Origin of the sequence: Achromobacter sp. JD417, assembly GCF_041879325.1 — a bacterium.
Lineage (GTDB): Bacteria > Pseudomonadota > Gammaproteobacteria > Burkholderiales > Burkholderiaceae_B > Achromobacter > Achromobacter mucicolens.
The window spans coordinates 1,929,375-1,945,394 of sequence record NZ_CP087159.1; the positions used below are offsets into that span (position 1 = coordinate 1,929,375).

The window sequence follows — 16,020 nt, forward strand, 5'->3', positions numbered from 1 at the left end:
ACCGTTTCATCATGAGCTTCCAGGTCATCATTCAACCCAGCAAGCATCAATTCCCGGTCGAGCCCGGCCAGACCGTGCTCGACGCCGCATTGGCGGCGGGCATCGTCCTGCCTTACAGCTGTCGCAACGGCGCGTGCTCCACCTGCAAGGGCAAAGTGGTTTCCGGGGAGTTCGACGCCGGCCAGTACCCCGCGCAGATCCTGTCGCCCGAGGAACTGGCCGACGGCTACACGCTGTTCTGCCAGGCCCGCCCCGAGTCCGACCTCGTGGTCGAGTCCACCGAAGTCCGGCTGGCCAGCGACATCCAGATCCGCAAGCTGCCGTCGCGTGTCCAGACCATGGAGCGCGTGGCGCCGGACGTCACGGTCCTGAAGCTGCAACTGCCGGCCTCCGAGCAGTTCCGCTACTACGCCGGGCAGTACGTCGAAATCATTCTGAAGGACGGCCGCCGCCGCAGCTATTCGATGGCCGGCGCGCCGCACACCGGCAGCCCGCTGGAGCTGCACATCCGGCACATGCCGGGCGGGCTCTTCACCGATCACGTCTTCGGCGCCGGCGACACGCAGATGAAGGAACGCGAGATCCTGCGCCTGGAAGGGCCCTTCGGATCGTTCTTCCTGCGCGAAGACAGCGACAAGCCCATCGTGCTGCTGGCCAGCGGCACGGGCTTTGCGCCGGTCAAGGCGATCGTCGAACACATGATCCACAAGAACATCACCCGGCCCGTCGCGCTGTACTGGGGCGGCCGCCGTCCGCAAGACCTTTACATGGACGCGCTGGCGCAATCCTGGTCGGCCCAGCTGCCGAACTTGCGCTACGTCCCGGTGGTGTCCAACTCGCTGCAGGAAGACAACTGGACCGGCCGCACCGGCTTTGTCCACGAAGCCGTGATGCAAGACATTGCGGACCTGTCCGGGCATCAGGTCTATGCCTGCGGCACCCCGCTGATGGTCGATGCCGCGCGCCGTGAGTTCAGCGCGCAGAACGGCCTGCCACCCGAAGAGTTCTACGCGGACGCATTCACGTCCGAGGCCGATCTGGCGAAGGCCGGGTCGTAAGTAATATGTTTTTTTATTACTTAGGCGGCTGCAAAACGGCAAGGTAAACTGCTTTGGCAGCGGCCTGCCGGGGGTGCGCGGACATCGGGTCCGCGCACGCAAACGGCATGCAAGGAGCGATGCAGGCATGAAAGTAGCGGTATTGGGTAGCGGCATTATCGGCATCTCCAGCGCCTGGTGGCTCAGCCAGGCGGGTCATGACGTCGTGGTCATTGACCGCTGCACCGGTCCCGCACAGGAAACCAGCCTTGCCAATGGCGCGCAGATTTCCGTGTCCTACGCCGAACCCTGGGCCAATCCCCAGGCGCCGATGAAGCTGCTCAGGTGGATGTTCCGCGACGACGCGCCGCTGCTGTTCCGCCCGCAACTCGACTGGCGGCAATGGATGTGGGGGCTGGCTTTCCTGCGCGAATGCCTTCCCAGCCGGCTCGCTCCCAACATCCGGGCGATGGTTCGCATGGCCGAATACAGCCGCGCCACGCTGCGCGGGATGCGCGCCGAACTCGGCATCCAGTACGACCACCTCGAGCGCGGCATCCTGAATTTCTACCGCGATCCCCACGAATTCGAAAACTCGCAGCGCGCCGCCGGCCTGATGCGCGACTTCGGCGTCGAACGCCGTGTCGTGACCGCCGACGAAGTCATCGCCATCGAGCCCGCGCTGGCGCCGCATCGCGCCACCATCGTGGGCGGCGATTACACCCCCGAAGACGAAAGCGGGGACGTACACCTCTTTACCGTCGCGCTGGCTGAACACTGCGCGCGCGCGGGCGTCGAATTCCAATACAACACGCGCGCGACCCGGCTCCTGACTCAGGGCGGCGCGGTCACGGGCATCGAAATCATCCAGCCCGATGGCCGGTATGCCACGCTCTCGGCCGACACCTATGTCGTCGCCATGGGTAGCTTCAGCCCCGCGATGCTGCGTCCCCTCGGAATCCCGTGCAACGTGTATCCGGCAAAGGGCTATTCGGCTACCTTCCCGGTGCTGAATCCGGGTGCGACCCCCACCGTCAGCCTGACCGACAGCAGCCACAAGATCGTCTTCTCGCGCTTGGGCGATCGGCTGCGCATGGCGGGCACGGCGGAACTGTCCGGCTATTCCCGCAGTCTGAATACCGGCCGTTGCGAGGCCTTGACCCGCCTCGCCAAAGAACTCTTTCCCGACGCGCTCGATTTCGGGCGCGTCAGCTATTGGTCGGGCTTGCGCCCGTCCACCCCCTCGAACGTACCCATCATTGGCCGCAGCCGCATTCCGAATTTGTATATCAATACAGGACACGGTACGCTTGGCTGGACGATGGGTGTTGGCTCGGGCCGGGCATTGGCCGATCTGATCAGTGGACGGCGGCCAGAACCGGAATTCCCTTTTCTTGGTCTGTGAACCTATGAAGAAACTGCAATTGGCGGGCGTTGCCCGCGCGATGTTCGCCAGCCGGCGCGCATGGGTGTTTGGCGCCGCGATGGCGATGGCCGGCGTGGCAAATGCCGCACCCGTCGAGATCCAGGTCTGGCACACCCTGACAGACGCAAACAAGGCCGAGTTCGAAAAGCTCGCCAAGCAATACAACAAGGAACAGGACGACGTCAAAGTGACGCTGCGCGGCTTCGCCTCGCCGTCCGCCCTGGAACAAGAGGCCGTGTCCGCGGTAAAGGCCAAGAAGGGCCCGAACCTGCTGCAACTGTCCGATAACCATTCACCCGAAATCGTGGCTCAGCACAAGGCGGTGCTGCCGCTGTACGAACTGCTGGCCAAGTATCCGATCAAGGACCTGAACTGGTTCATCCCGGCCACCAGCAATTTCACGCGCGACAGCAAGGGCCGTCTGCTGGCTTTCCCCTGGATGGCCGAAGTGCCCGTGATGTTCTACAACACCGCCGCCTACAAGAAGGCCGGTCTCGATCCCAACAAGCCGGCGCGCACGTGGACCGCGTTGCAGGCTGAACTGCTGAAGCTGCGCGACGTGGCCGACATCGACTGCCCCTACGCGTCCAGCGACCAGGTCGCGGTCCACCTTGAAAACCTGGCGCCCATCAACAACCAGCAGTTCACCAGCAACAACAATGGCCTGGATGCGGTCACCAAGAAGTCCGCTGCCCCCGCCATGCAGTTCGACACGCTGTACATGCGCCACATCTCGCTGATGGTGAGCTGGAAGCGTTCGCTGCTGTTCACTGCCTATTCCGGCGACAACGCCAACGACAAGCTGTTCGCCAAGGGCGAATGCGCCGTGCTGACGGCCAATTCGGGCGCGTTTGGCCAATTCCTGGCCACCAAGTCGCTGAACTTCGGCGTCGCGCCGCTGCCCTACTACGAGCAAGTCACCAAGGAAGGCGGCAAGCCCTTCGTCAGCGGCTCGGCATTGTGGGCGCTGGAAGGCCACCCGCAAGCGCAGGAAAAAGCCACCGCGCAGTTCCTCGCGTGGCTGTCCAAGCCGGTCGTCGCAGCCGAATGGCACCAGCGCACGGGTTACCTGCCGCTGACGGAAGCCGCGTTCCGCGCTTCCGACGTGTCGTTCTACAGCAAGATCCCGGGCGCGCAGGCGGTTGTCGCCTCGATGAGCGCCAAGCCCGTCCAGAACAGCCGCGGCTTCCGCATGGCCAACTACGATCGCATCGAGCCCGTGCTGAACAAGGAGCTCACCGACGCCTTCGACGGCAAGGTGCCGCCCGTTGCCGCACTGAACAACGCTGCCGCGCAGGCCCGCACCATCGCCACGCAGCGCTGATCGCAACCGTGCGGCAAGCAAAGCCCGGTCTTCGGACCGGGCTTTTTTTGCGCCTGAATTCGTAGCTCCGTAGGTGGGGATGAATCCATCCCTACGTACATGCCAGTCTGGCGGCGCCTTCCGCGCTCGGCCACCATGCCGCTCATGCGTGTCGCTTCCGATGCGCCCTTCGTTCGCGGTGAGGCATGGTACGAATCTTTTTCCTGGCGGCCGGGCTGTCTTGCCTTGGCGCATGCTCGTGGTCGGGCCCCGGTCCGGCGGGCGGATATTCCTGGCAGTCCGGCATCCCGTCCTCTCAGGGGTTCCGCTTCGATTGGCAACTGTCCGGCGATCCCGCCGTTGCACCGCTGCAGGTCTTCGACGACGGCCGCGAGACCTGGTTGCAGTTCTTGCCGGGCCAACCGTTGCCGGCCATCTTCAGCATGGGCGACGGTGGCGAGCACCCCTTGCCGTACGTACGGCGCGACCCCTACGTCGTGGTTGCTGGCGCATGGAATGGGCTTTCCTTTCGCGGCGGCAGGTTGACCGCGCGGGCGCGGCGCGCGCATGCCGCGGCCAACCCGGCGCGCGAACCGGCATCCGCCTCCCGCCTGGCGCTGTCTACGGCGGCAGGACCCGATCCATCGCAGCGTCCGTCGCAAGATGCCAGCGCGGCCATCACGCTTTCGGCTGACACGCCCGCGCGATCGGACGGCCACGCGCTGGCCGGCCCGCAGATGCTGAATACCCAAGCCGCCGGCATCGCACCGCCGACCGCGCACGAGGCCGGGAACGCCGGCGCGCTGGTGGCCCCGCAAGCCGCCCCGTTCCGCGCGGCACCGCCCGACGCCACGCTGCGCGCCGTCCTTGCACGCTGGGCCGACTCGGCCGGCTGGACTTTCCAACCGCAGCATTGGGCGGTTGACGTCGACATTCCGCTGGCTGCCACGGCCGAATTTCCCGGTGACTTCAAGACCGCCGTGCGCGGCCTGCTTGGCGCAACCGAACTGGCGGACCGGCCCCTGCAACCTTGTTTCTACGGCAACCGTGTTCTGCGTGTGGTGCCGCTTGCGCAATCGTGCTCACGCGCGGCCACGCCCAAAGGAGCCGCGGCATGAACCTCAGCCTGTTTGTCTGCACCGCTCGTTTGCGCAAATGCAGGGCTCTCGCGTGCGTGTTGCTCTCGTGCGTCCTCGCCGGATGCTCGGTATCTGAACGGGTCACCGACATGCGACGCGCGGCCAGCGCCCAGCATGCGGATGCCGCTTCCCGACACGCGGCCTATGCCGACGGCTTGACCGATCGTCAGGCGCGCATCGCCGCACAGGAAGTCGCCACGCCCTGGCTTGCGGGCAAGCCGCAACCGCTTGCGCGCGAGGTCGTGCTGCCGCCTGCATTGCGCGAGAACGTGAAAACCACGCTCATGCTGGCTGACGACGCGGACCTGCCCACGCTGGCACAGCGTCTGACCGCCGCTACCGGCATCGCGGTGCGCGTGCGTCCGGACGCGCTGCTTGCCCAAGACCATTTCCTGCCGCGTCTGGCCGTCAGCGGCTCAGTAGCCTTGGCCGCGCCCGCGCGCATTGAAGTGCGCGCGGATCCGCAACCGCTCGCCGATCTGCTCGATGCGCTGGCCGCACGCTTCTCGGTGCACTGGCGTTACGAACACAACGCGCTCGAGTTCTACCGCACCGAAACGCGTGTCTTCGACCTGCGCGCGCTGACGTTGGCCAGCAAGGTCGACGTGCGGCTCGGCCGATCCGGCAGCGCGGAAGGCGAGGGCTTCGAAAGCACATCCAACACCACGCTCTCCGCAGGCGAGCACAACGCGCTGGCCATCCTGCGCGCAAACATCCTGCCATTCCTCACGCGATCCGGCGTGATCGCAGAGCCCGTGGAAGGCGCGGCCGCACTGGTGGTTACCGATACGCCCGACGCGCTGGACCGGGTCGCGCGCTACCTCGAGCGCGAAAACAAGGCGCTGACCCGCCGCGTCCGCCTTCTTTTCGAGGAGATCACCCTGATTGCCAGCTCCGAGGCCGCCGGCGGCCTGGACTGGAACGCGCTGTATGCGGCCGCGGGCGCAACGGCACGACTGGCCATGCCGGGCGTGCCCGTCACCGGCGCGGGCCTGCTTCAGGCCGCCTCGGCCCAAGGGCCATTCCAGGGCTCGCAGGCCATCGTCTCCGCGCTCAGCACGATGGGGGCGGTCGTGCGGCACAGCAAGATCCCGGTTCTCACCTTGAACCGCCGGCCGGTCTCGCACGCCGTGCGAACCACGTTCTCGTACATCGATCGCGTGCAGAGCACGGCAATGCCCGGCATGACGTCGACCGGCGCAAATGGGTCGCTGCCTGCGGTGTCCATCAGCCAAAAGGAAGAAACCGTCGGTTCATTCCTTACGCTGGTGCCGGACATCCAGGAAGACGGGCAGATCCTGCTTTCGATCGCGTATGACAACGCGGTCGCGCAGCCCCTGAAGACGATCACGTTTGGTGAAAGCGCCAATCAGGTTCAGGTGCAGCAGATCACCATCGATGGCAGTGGCACGGTGCAGCAGATCGAACTGCGCCCAGGGCAACCCATGATCGTGGCCGGCTTTGACCGCAAGCAGGATCAGCATGATCGCCAACGGCTGGCGCCCGGCTTGCCGCTCGTGGCCGGCGGTCTGGACAGCGCGGCCACCGAACGCCATACCACCCTCATCCTGGTGACAGCCCAGGTCGAGGAAGGGTATTGATCGTGAACCGGGCCCCTCAATTTCTGCTGATCGAATGCCCCGGTGCGGATCGCCTGCTGGCGTTCGGCCTGCGCTGGTTTGCGCTCATCGGCTCCAATGTCCCCAAGCTCGCCCGATCCCGCGGGCGCCGCCTGCGCGCCACGCACTACGTCGTGGGCGGATCGCCGGCGATGGTCGCGGGGTATGGGCGGGGGCGGCCGGGCCGGCGGGCGGCGCGGCCCTGGCGCCGCTCGCGGTCACCGGGCGCCACGCCGCCGCAATCGGCCGCGCAGTTGTTCGCCCTGCTGTATCCCGAGGGCGGCCATAGTCTGGTTCGCCTGCCGGATGGACGCCATTGGCTGGTTGCCGCACATGGCGGCGCAGTCCTGTCGCAGACGGACAGGGTGTTCGATTCGCTGGACGATGCGCAGTCGGAACAGCGCGCGCTGCTCGCGCAGCGTCCGTCGCTGACGGAACATTCGCCGGATCAGGTGTGGGCGGCATTGGCGCAGACGGTGGAGTCTGGCGCCGCGCTGACGGTGCTGCCTTCGCGTTGGGCCGAACTGCCTGCCGCGCTGCGTCTATTTCTTGCCTGCATCGGTCTTGCCGCCATCGCGCCGCCGTTGTGGAACGCGAGCGTCGCCCCGTTCGCGCGCAAACCGGCGGCCCCACCCGCGCCCGCCGCGGTTCGAGACCCGATGGCCGATGCGTACGAGGCGATGCTGCAAGGCACGACAGTCCATCCGGCCACGGACCTGACGCGCCTGCTCGCCAGCGTGGCGGCGTTGCCTGTGCAGGTGCAGGGCTGGGCGCTGCGCCGCGCCCAATGCGAGGCCGCCACGCAGCAATGGGACTGCGCGGCTGTATATGCCAGGGCTCACCCGCTTGCCACCAATCACGGGTTGCACGCGCTGCTGCCCCCCGGCTGGCAGGTGTCGTTCAAGCCGCTCGAGGAAGCCACGCTGGCCTGGCGCGTGGCGTCGGCGCCCATCCGTGTGGCCGACCTGGCGTTGCCCACGTCACTGCACGTGGACACGCGGGTGGCAGGGGGGCTGCAAGGGCTGCGTCCCGCATTCGCTTCCGTGGCGCTGTCGCCGGCCGTGCCGCTGATGCCGCGGCTGCCTGCCGCGGCGCGTGCCGTTGCGTCGCCCGGCAGCGCTGACGGATGGGGCACGCCGCTTGTTCGCAGGCGCAGCCTGGTCTTGCATGGGCCATTGCGCTCCATGGCGTTGCTGCCGGGGCCAGTGCCTGCTGCCCGCTGGTCGCGCCTTGTGGTGAATGTGCAGCCGCAACCGCGGCCCAGCCTCGTCGCGAGTTCGCTTGTCGCTGAATTGCAGGGGGATCTTTATGAACAGGAATAAGTTTTGCATCCAGCGCAGACGCGCAACCGGGCGCATGCTGGCCCGCATTGCACTGAGCGCCGCGGCGGTCTCGGCAGGCCAAGCCCGGGCCGCGGATCACGCGCAGACGCCCCAACCCTGGCCGGAGGTCGAGACTGTCCGCACCTTATTGCGGGCGGATGCCGCGGCCGCATTGGCGGACTGCCGGGTGCCGGGCCTTTGCGGAGTGGGCGAAGGCAAGAGCGCCTCGGCGCCATCCGTCGCACACGGCGCAGACGACATCCGCGTGACCGCGATATTCGGCACGGCACGCGCCTTGAACGTGGACATCGTCGTCAACGGGACTTTGCTGCGCTACCGGGCCGGCCGCGCCGATCCCGTGGCAGGCGGCGCGCTGATGGCGCCGTATCGCCTGCTGGCCGTCGACGGCGCCTGCGTGCGTTTGCAGCGCGACGGTCGCGAGCGCTCGGCGTGCCTGGACGCAGCAAGGGGCCATTGATGACCATGCACACCTTGCCCGCTTCGGCATTGCCCGCTTGCCCGCCCGAACTGCATACGCCTGAAGACGTTGCTGGCATGGAGCCGGCCTTCGTGCGCGCGCTGAGCCGCCAGTTCGATCTGGCGGCGCTGGCCGGCCGCCTCTGCCCGGTGTTGCTTGAAGGCGGCCAGGCTGCGATCTTCGCCGTCAAGGAATACACCGTTGGCGACCCGATCGATGAGGTCGAACGGATGGTGAAAGCAGCGGGTTACCGCATGGCGCGGCCCGCGCGCTACGCCGTTCCCGCGCCGCTTCTGCTGATGATCGCGCGAGGCCAGTACACGGCGTCAGGACCGGGGCGCCTGGCAAAGGCCAACCCGGCCGAACGCGCCTCGGCGCTGGCTGCGTTGTTCCTCGACATCATCCGCTGGGGCGTGGTGCAAGGCGCCAGCGACGTGCATATCAACGTGGACCAGCGGCGCGACGGCGGCGACATCCGCTACACCATCCACGGCGAGTATGTCGGCGCCGAGCGGTTCGCGGGTCTTTCCAGCGCCACGCTGCTCGAGGTCCTGGCCGTGGCGTGGATGGACGTGCGCGGCGGCAACGGCGCGGTGTTCGATCCGGCGCTCGAGCAACAGGGGCGCATTTCTCTGACCGTGGACGCCGCGCCCATCGTGTTGCGCTGGGCCTCGCTGGCCGCGGACGCGGGGCCTTCGGTGTGCCTGCGGATCCTGCGGCTGGACGCGACCGTCAACGGCGACCTGCTGGCCTTGGGTTACCTGCCCGCGCAGGCCGAAACGTTGCTGCGGGCGCGCGAGCGCGAGGGCGGCGCCATCGTGCTGGCGGGTGTGGTCGGCTCGGGCAAGTCCACCACTATCGCCGCGCTGATGCGAGGCATCTCGCCAACACGCAAGGTCATCACGCTTGAAGATCCCGTGGAATATCACATCGGCAACGCGCTTCAGAACACGTTGAGCGGCGCGCTGGCGGACGCGGCGTGGCCCACGCTGGACGCCAAGCTCAAGACCATCAAGCGCTCGGCCATGAACGACCTGTTGATCGGCGAGGTCCGCGATATCCAGACGGGCCGCGCCTTCATGGACCTCGCCAGTTCGGGGGTGAGCCTGTACGCCACCACACACGCCGGGTCGGCCGCGATGATTCCCGAGCGCCTGGCCTCCGACGCCATCGGTGTGTCGCGAGAGTTTCTGGCTTCGCCCGGCATCCTGAAACTGCTCATCTACCAGACCCTGCTGCCACGCCTGTGTCCCGGCTGCGCGCTACCGGTGGACAGCCTGTGGTCGGGCGTCCCGGCTCGGCAGGCGCAAAGTTGGGACTGGCGCGGCTGGGTGCGCGCGATGCAAGGCACCTATGACCTGGACGCGGCGTCGCTCAAGGTCAGGAACGAAGCAGGCTGCCCCGCGTGCCGGCGCGACCACATGCCGGAACTGAACGGCACGGCGGGACGCAGTGTCGCGGCCGAAATGATCGAGCCGGATCGCGTGCGCGGCTTTCTTGAGCAAGTGCGGCGGCGCGACAACCACGGCTTGAAGCAGCAGTTCCAGCCCGCAATAGGCGGCGCCTGGCGCGATGCCGCCTTGCGCGGCGCGCGGGCGCTGGATTGCGCCTTGTATCGGACGAGCCTCGGAGAAATCGATCCGCGCACGCTGTTGCGCCGCTTCGAACTGCCCGTCTTGCCGACGCTGGGTTCGGTGTCGGCCGTTTCAGTGCTGGCCGCAGCGCCTGCGCCCACCCGCGCGGCCGTGTTGAAGGGAGCCCGTCATGGCTGACGTCATAGCGCGCGCATCGCGCTGGTCTGCGTCGTCGGCCGGCCAGCATCGGCTGCGGCTGGATGCGCTGCGATTTCGCGCGCAGCGTGCGGACTATTACGAATACCTGGCCGATGTCGTCGAAGGCACGCAAGGGCGCAAGAGCCTGCGCGACATCTTCGAGGACGACGCCAGCCGCTACGGACCCGACACCGTGCGCGGGCGCCTCTGCCAGCATTGGGCCGCCGCTTATCTGGGCGCTGGCGGCGATTTGGGTGTTGCGTGGTCTGACACGCTGCCGCACGGCGAATGCCTGTTGCTCAGTTGCGTGCAGGAGGAAGGCGGCGATCTTGCCGCGGCATTGCGCGATCTGGCGCGCGCCGTCAGGTTGGCGTCCGAGGCCTGGTCGGGATTGCTGTCGGCGGCGGCCACGGGCGTGATCGCCGCCATCGTCGCTTTCGCATTGCTGTGCGCCATTCCGTTTTTCAGCGTGCCTAGGCTGCAGCAGGTTTTCCAGGCCGTGCCCGCCGAAGACTATGCGCCGCTCACGCGTGGCCTGTTCGCGCTGGCCGGCGGCTTGAAGCAATGGTTAGCGCTGTGGGTTGTCCTGATATTCGGCGCGGTCATGCTGGCGCTCTGGTCGCTCGCCAACTTCACTGGTGATATCCGCGCCGTGCTCGACCGCTGGCTGCTCTGGCGGCTGTATCGCGATTTTCAGGCGATCCGCTTTCTATCGCTGCTGGCCGTGTTGATCAGACAGCACGGCGCAGCCGACACGCGTTTGCGCCACGCGCTGTCCGTGCAGGCGCGCGACGCCTCGCCGTGGCTGCTGGCGCACCTGCAGGCCATGCTGAGCCGGATCGACGGCGGCGCCAGCGGCGCGGAAATTTTCGGCACCGGTCTGCTGGATGCCCAGACCTGGTGGTACATGGCGGACCTGATGGATGCGCTGGGCGTCGAGCCGGGTCTGGCCCGCGTGCGCCAGCGCGTGGAGGTCCGCCTGCTGGCCCGAGTGCGGCGGCAGGCGCTGGTGCTGCGCTGGTCATTGCTGATTGCCTCGTTGTCCACGGTGCTGGGCATCACGCTGTGGCACTACGCGGTGATCGACGAGCTGCGCCTGGCGTTGACCAATTTCTATGCCAGCCAGTAGTGGATCGCCGGTTGGCGGCAACTGCGCGGCTCGCCGCGCGCTTTTATCAAAGAGGATCTTCATGAAAACAGTCAGAGTGTTCCGATGCGCCCCGTGGAAGCAGCAGGGGTTTTCGTTGATGGAGGTGTCCATCGTCACGGCGATCGTCCTGCTCATCGCGATCGTCGGCATCCCGGCCATTGGCGGCTACGTCATTGAAAACAAGGTGCCGAAGGTAGGCGAAGAACTGCAGCGCTTCGTCGCCAGCATGAAAATCAACGCCCAGGGCGGCGGCGTGACGCCTTACACCGGCCTGGATACCGGTGCGTTGGCCAACGCGCTGCGCGACTCCACCGTGCTGTCGGTGCAGGGGACGGGCGCGGCGGCAAGCGTGGCCCACGGCCTGGGAGGCAGCGGCACCAGCGGCAGCGGTGTGGTCCAGGTTGAACCGGCCTCCGTTGACGGGGCGGGCATGGGGTCCGCGTTCACGCTGACGCTCACCAACGTCAGCCATGCCGCCTGCCCGGCGCTGGCGTCCGTCTTGCAGCGGGTCTCCGAAATCATTTCCATCAGCGGCAGCAGCGGCGCCAAGGTCGTCAAGGACTCGATCGCCACTCCCGCCACGCCGTACCGCGCCGCACAGGCGCAGGCGCAATGCAGCCAGGGCGACGTGAACACTTTCGTTTTCACTGCAAGATGAGCGCGCCTCGCTGCGCCCCAGGCATGCCGGCATGGCGCCCGCGGCCGCCCGCCGTCCGGCGGCGGCAGGAGGGCTTTTCGCTCATCGGCATGGCGCTGGCGCTGGCCATCACCACCGCCGTCACCATCTGGGCCTCCAACGAAGTCGTTCACCGCATCGAAGCGTCCGCGGCCCGGTCCACGGGCGTCTGGATGACGCAAATCCGCCTGGCAGTGACGCAGATGCTGTCGCGGCATGCCGAGGCCCTGTCCGAAGGCAAGCCGCCTCTGGATGGCGAAGGCCAGCCGCTGTTCGCGCAGGCCCTGCAACCCAGCCTGGCGGAATTGCGCGCCCAGGGGCTGTTGCCCGCCGACTTTCCCAATCAGTCGGCGCTGGGTTTCGGCGCGGACATCCACATCGCTCGCAGCCAGACCTGCCCGGGCGATCCCTGCCGGTTGGACGGCATCGTCTACGCCGACAGGCCCCTGCTGAAAAAAGGGTCGCAAGTGCCGGACGAAGTCGCCATGGCATCCGTCGTTGCATCCACGGACGGCTACGGCGGGGCGGTGTGGCCGCAGGCGCCAGCCCAGCTGCGCGGCGCCGCGTATGGGTTTCCCAATCCCCTGGCCGCCGGCGCGCCCACGCATGCGCCGGGCACGCTTGCCCTGTGGGCGGGCGCTGGCGCCGGGCTGCCCGACCTGAGCGGCTACGTGAAAATGCGCGACACGCGCGATCCAGACCTGCAAGGCGGGCTGACAGTCGCTGGCAGCGTGGAGACGGGCGGATACGTCAACGTGGGCGCCCGGGAAGTCCCGGGCCACGCCTGCGGGGCGCAGCCCGGCGCCCTTGCCAAATCCGCCGCCGGGCAGCTGCTTTCCTGCGAATCGGGGGTCTGGATGCAGGCCAGCGGCGGGTTTGGGGGCGCCTTCAGCGTGAATTACCCGCTAGGCTGCTTCCATTACACGGGCATCTCCACGGCCAACCCCCGCACCGGCCAATGCGCATGCCCGACGGGCTATGAGAGCGTCGTCGTGTCCTCGGGCGGGGTCTGGAAGGGAACCGAAGGCTGGACCATCGGTTACGTCTGTGTCCGGTAACCGCCGTCCAGCCCATTCCGCGCGTATTCCCGCCAACCCTCTATAATTGGCGATTCGCCCTAAATTCTGCTTCATCCACGATGAAATCCTCCGAGATTCGCCAGCAGTTCCTGCAATTCTTCAAGTCCAAGGGACACACCATTGTTCCCTCGTCGTCGCTCGTCCCGGGCAACGATCCGACCCTGCTCTTCACCAATTCGGGCATGGTCCAGTTCAAGGACGTCTTCACGGGCAAGGAATCGCGGTCGTACACGCGAGCCACCTCGTCGCAGCGCAGCGTGCGCGCCGGGGGCAAGCACAACGACCTGGAGAACGTGGGCTACACCGCCCGCCACCATACGTTCTTCGAAATGCTGGGCAATTTCAGCTTTGGCGACTACTTCAAGCGCGACGCCATCCAGTACGCCTGGGAGCTCTTGACGCAGGTCTACAAGCTGCCGGCGGAAAAGCTCTGGGTCACCGTCTACCAGGAAGACGACGAGGCCTACGACATCTGGGCCAAGGAAGTGGGCGTGCCGACCGAGCGCATCATCCGCATCGGCGACAACAAGGGCGCGCGCTATGCGTCCGACAACTTCTGGCAGATGGCGGACACCGGCCCCTGCGGTCCTTGCTCCGAAATCTTCTTTGACCACGGTCCCGAGATCTGGGGCGGCCCCCCGGGCTCCCCCGAAGAAGACGGCGATCGCTACATCGAAATCTGGAACCTGGTGTTCATGCAGTTCGAACGCGACGCCGCCGGCAACATGCCGCGCCTGCCGCGTCCCTGTGTCGACACCGGCATGGGCCTGGAACGCATCGCCGCCGTGTTGCAGGGCGTGCATTCCAACTACGAAATCGATCTCTTCCAGCACCTGATCGCCGCCGCCGCGCGCGAAACCGGCATCAAGGACCTGGAAGACAACTCGCTCAAGGTCATCGCCGACCACATCCGCGCCTGCTCGTTCCTCATCGTCGACGGCGTGATTCCCAGCAACGAAGGGCGCGGCTACGTGCTGCGCCGCATCGTGCGCCGCGCGCTGCGCCACGGCTACAAGCTGGGCCAGACCAAGCCGTTCTTCCATCGCCTGGTGCCGGATCTCGTTGCCGAAATGGGCGAGGCCTATCCGGAACTGGCAGCCGCCGCCGAGCGCGTCGCCCAGGTCCTCAAGCAGGAAGAAGAGCGCTTCGGCGAAACCCTCGAACACGGCATGCGCATCCTCGACACCGCCCTGGCCAACGTGCCCAAGGGCGGCGTGCTGGACGGCACCACGCTGTTCACGCTGTACGACACCTATGGCTTCCCCGTCGACCTCACGGCCGACATCTGCCGCGAACGTGAAGTCGAAGTCGACATGGCCGGCTTCGAGGTCGCCATGGAGCGTCAGCGCGACCAGGCCCGTGCCGCCGGCAAGTTCAAGATGGCCGAAGGCCTCAGCTACGAAGGCGCCGAAACGCGTTTCGAAGGCTACGAAAAGCTTGAGCTGGACAACGTCAAGGTCACGGCCTTGTACGTGGATGGCACCCAAGTTCAGGAAGTAAAGGCCGGCCAGAGCGCCGTCGTCGTGCTGGACGCCACCCCGTTCTATGCGGAGTCGGGCGGCCAGGTGGGCGACACCGGCCTCCTGGAAGCCGACGGCGTGCGCTTTGCCGTTGCCGACACCCTCAAGATCCAGTCCGGTGTGTTCGGCCATCACGGCACGCTGGAATCCGGCTCGCTGGCCGTCGGTGACACGCTGCTGGCTCGGGTGGATGCCATCCGCCGCGCCCGCACGGTGCGTAACCACTCGGCCACCCACCTCATGCACAAGGCCTTGCGCCAGGTGCTGGGCGCGCACGTGCAGCAGCGCGGCTCGCTGGTGGATCCCGACAAGACCCGTTTCGACTTCGCGCAGGACGCGCCGCTGACGGCCGAGCAGATTGCCCGCGTCGAAGCCATCGTCAATGCCGAAGTCCTGGCCAACCAGCCCACGGTCGCGCAGGTCATGGGCTATGACGATGCGGTCAAGGGCGGCGCCATGGCGCTGTTCGGCGAAAAGTACGGCGACACCGTGCGTGTGCTCGACATCGGCTTTTCGCGTGAACTCTGCGGCGGCACGCACGTCAGCCGCACCGGCGACATCGGTCTCTTCAAGATCGTTTCCGAAGGCGGCGTGGCCGCCGGCGTGCGCCGCATTGAAGCCATCACCGGCGACAACGCGCTGGCCTGGGTGCAGAACCAGAACGCCTTGCTGACCCAGGTTGCCGGCATGCTGCGCAGCACGCCCGCCGACCTGCCGGCGCGCATTGCGCAGGTGCAGGACCAGGTCAAGGCGCTCGAAAAGGAACTTGAGCAGTCGCGCAACAAGCTTGCGGCCAGCGCCGGCAACGACCTGGCCTCCAGCGCCGCCGTCGACGTCAAGGGCATCAAGGTGTTGGCGGCCAGCATTGGCGACGTCGATCCCAAGGCGCTGCGCGGCATGGTCGACAACCTGAAGGATCGTCTGAAGCCGGCCGTCGTGCTGCTGGCCACTGGCTCGGCCGACGGCAAGATCAGCGTGGTGGGCGGTGTCACGGCCGACCTGACCGACCGCATCAAGGCGGGCGATCTGGTGGGCTTTGTGGCCGGTCAGGTGGGCGGCAAGGGTGGTGGCCGTCCCGATATGGCCATGGGCGGCGGCACGGATATCGCCGCGCTGCCCGCGGCGATCGCCGGTGTGCAGAAGTGGGTGGACGAGCGCCTCTGATGAGCGACGTCGATTCCCGTCTCGATGCCGGCGCCGAGGCGCCGGTGTTCGACCAAGAAGTCGATGCAAGCGGCCTGACCTGTCCGTTGCCCATCCTGCGCGCCAAGAAGGCGCTTGCGCAGATGGAAAGCGGGCAGGTGGTGCGCGTGATCACCACCGACCGCAACGCGATCCGCGATTTCCAGGCATTTTCTCGCCAGACGGGCAATGCGCTGGTCGCGCAGCAGGAAGCCGACGGGCGGTGCGTGCATTTCCTGCGCCGGCGCTGACCCGCCCCGAATCTCGCTATCAACAAAGGCCCGCTCCCGCAGCGGGCCTTGTTCATCCTGGCGGCG

At 67.0% G+C, this 16,020-nt stretch carries 13 protein-coding genes; all 13 read left to right on the plus strand.

Annotated features, from left to right (window positions below):
- The first annotated feature begins 11 nt into the window (after window positions 1-11).
- Window positions 12-1,058 carry a CDP-6-deoxy-delta-3,4-glucoseen reductase gene (locus LN047_RS08865; RefSeq protein ID WP_056315645.1) on the plus strand — a complete coding sequence of 349 codons (1,047 nt, stop codon included), beginning with the start codon at window positions 12-14 and terminating at the stop codon, window positions 1,056-1,058.
- A 127-nt stretch (window positions 1,059-1,185) separates the two neighbouring features.
- A complete protein-coding gene (locus LN047_RS08870; RefSeq protein WP_280148640.1) occupies window positions 1,186-2,442 on the plus strand; it encodes a D-amino acid dehydrogenase in 1,257 nt (418 codons plus the stop codon).
- 4 nt (window positions 2,443-2,446) lie between these two features.
- Window positions 2,447-3,787: an extracellular solute-binding protein gene (locus LN047_RS08875; protein ID WP_152383912.1), complete on the plus strand. Its 1,341-nt coding sequence runs from the start codon at window positions 2,447-2,449 to the stop codon at window positions 3,785-3,787.
- A gap of 185 nt (window positions 3,788-3,972) precedes the next feature.
- On the plus strand, window positions 3,973-4,884 hold the full coding sequence (locus LN047_RS08880) for a TcpQ domain-containing protein (protein ID WP_373981529.1): 912 nt from the start codon (window positions 3,973-3,975) through the stop codon (window positions 4,882-4,884).
- The gene (locus LN047_RS08885; protein ID WP_373981530.1) at window positions 4,881-6,506 is read left to right on the plus strand and encodes a hypothetical protein; all 1,626 of its coding nucleotides are present in this window, start codon (window positions 4,881-4,883) and stop codon (window positions 6,504-6,506) included. The genes LN047_RS08880 and LN047_RS08885 overlap by 4 nt, the downstream gene beginning before the upstream one ends.
- Before the next feature lie 2 nt (window positions 6,507-6,508).
- Entirely contained in the window at window positions 6,509-7,846 is a 1,338-nt protein-coding gene (locus tag LN047_RS08890) for a hypothetical protein (RefSeq protein WP_373981531.1), read from the plus strand.
- Window positions 7,847-7,880: 34 nt separating this feature from the next.
- On the plus strand, window positions 7,881-8,324 hold the full coding sequence (locus tag LN047_RS08895; protein WP_373981532.1) for a hypothetical protein: 444 nt from the start codon (window positions 7,881-7,883) through the stop codon (window positions 8,322-8,324).
- The gene (locus LN047_RS08900; RefSeq protein ID WP_373981533.1) at window positions 8,324-10,096 is read left to right on the plus strand and encodes an ATPase, T2SS/T4P/T4SS family; all 1,773 of its coding nucleotides are present in this window, start codon (window positions 8,324-8,326) and stop codon (window positions 10,094-10,096) included. Before LN047_RS08895 ends, LN047_RS08900 begins: the two co-directional genes overlap by 1 nt.
- Window positions 10,089-11,225 (plus strand): hypothetical protein, encoded by a 1,137-nt coding sequence (locus LN047_RS08905; protein WP_373981534.1) that lies wholly within the window; start codon window positions 10,089-10,091, stop codon window positions 11,223-11,225. Before LN047_RS08900 ends, LN047_RS08905 begins: the two co-directional genes overlap by 8 nt.
- A 61-nt stretch (window positions 11,226-11,286) precedes the next feature.
- Complete coding sequence (locus LN047_RS08910) at window positions 11,287-11,904, plus strand: type 4 pilus major pilin (RefSeq protein WP_373981535.1); 618 nt, start codon at window positions 11,287-11,289, stop codon at window positions 11,902-11,904.
- A gap of 23 nt (window positions 11,905-11,927) precedes the next feature.
- The gene (locus LN047_RS08915) at window positions 11,928-12,980 is read left to right on the plus strand and encodes a prepilin (RefSeq protein WP_373981536.1); all 1,053 of its coding nucleotides are present in this window, start codon (window positions 11,928-11,930) and stop codon (window positions 12,978-12,980) included.
- Window positions 12,981-13,060: 80 nt separating this feature from the next.
- Window positions 13,061-15,685: an alanine--tRNA ligase gene (gene alaS, locus LN047_RS08920; RefSeq protein ID WP_056315663.1), complete on the plus strand. Its 2,625-nt coding sequence runs from the start codon at window positions 13,061-13,063 to the stop codon at window positions 15,683-15,685.
- The gene (locus LN047_RS08925; protein WP_056315665.1) at window positions 15,685-15,954 is read left to right on the plus strand and encodes a sulfurtransferase TusA family protein; all 270 of its coding nucleotides are present in this window, start codon (window positions 15,685-15,687) and stop codon (window positions 15,952-15,954) included. Before alaS ends, LN047_RS08925 begins: the two co-directional genes overlap by 1 nt.
- Window positions 15,955-16,020 lie beyond the last annotated feature (66 nt).